The sequence below is a fragment of the Neisseria sp. P0021.S007 genome, from assembly GCF_051956855.1.
The window spans coordinates 1-714 of sequence record NZ_JBQCXA010000469.1; the positions used below are offsets into that span (position 1 = coordinate 1).

The following is a 714-nucleotide window of genomic DNA, read 5'->3' on the forward strand; positions in this document are numbered from 1 at the left end:
GGTAAAAAACTCTTCCGGCGTTTCATCTTCCAGAATCTGGCCTTTATCGACAAAAATCACACGGTCGGCGACTTCGCGCGCAAAACCCATTTCATGGGTTACGCACATCATGGTCATACCGCTTTCCGCCAAGTCTTTCATCACTTTTAATACTTCGCCGACCATTTCAGGGTCAAGCGCAGAAGTCGGCTCGTCAAACAACATCACGCGCGGCTCCATCGCCAAACCGCGTGCAATCGCCACACGCTGCTGCTGACCGCCGGAAAGCTGGCCGGGCAGCGCGTCTTTTTTATGCGCCAAGCCGACGCGTTCCAAAAGCTCCATTGCTTTCTTTTCCGCCTCTTCACGGCTTTGGTTTTTTACTTTCATCGGAGAAAGAATAATGTTCTCCAAGACAGTCAAATGCGGATACAGATTGAAGCCTTGGAACACAAAGCCCACTTCTTCACGCACCTCGTTCAAATCGGTTTTCGGATCGGCAACATTGATGCCGTCCACCCAAATCTCGCCGCTTTCAATGCGCTCGAGTTGGTTTACCGTACGAATCAGCGTAGATTTGCCACTGCCTGAAGGGCCGCATACAACGACCACTTCGCCTTGTTTAACTTCCAGATTCACGCCGTTGATAACGTGCAAATCTTTAAAATGTTTGTGTACATTTTTGAATTTAATCATTATTTCTTTCCAAACTGCCAAAATTTTCGGGGCTTGAGT

At 48.5% G+C, this 714-nt stretch carries 1 protein-coding gene; it reads right to left on the reverse strand.

Features of this window, described 5'->3' with window-relative positions:
- On the reverse strand, positions 1 to 675 hold a 675-nt coding region (locus ACTHUR_RS14045), incomplete at its 3' end, for an amino acid ABC transporter ATP-binding protein (RefSeq protein WP_440399166.1).
- Positions 676 to 714: the final 39 nt, after the last annotated feature.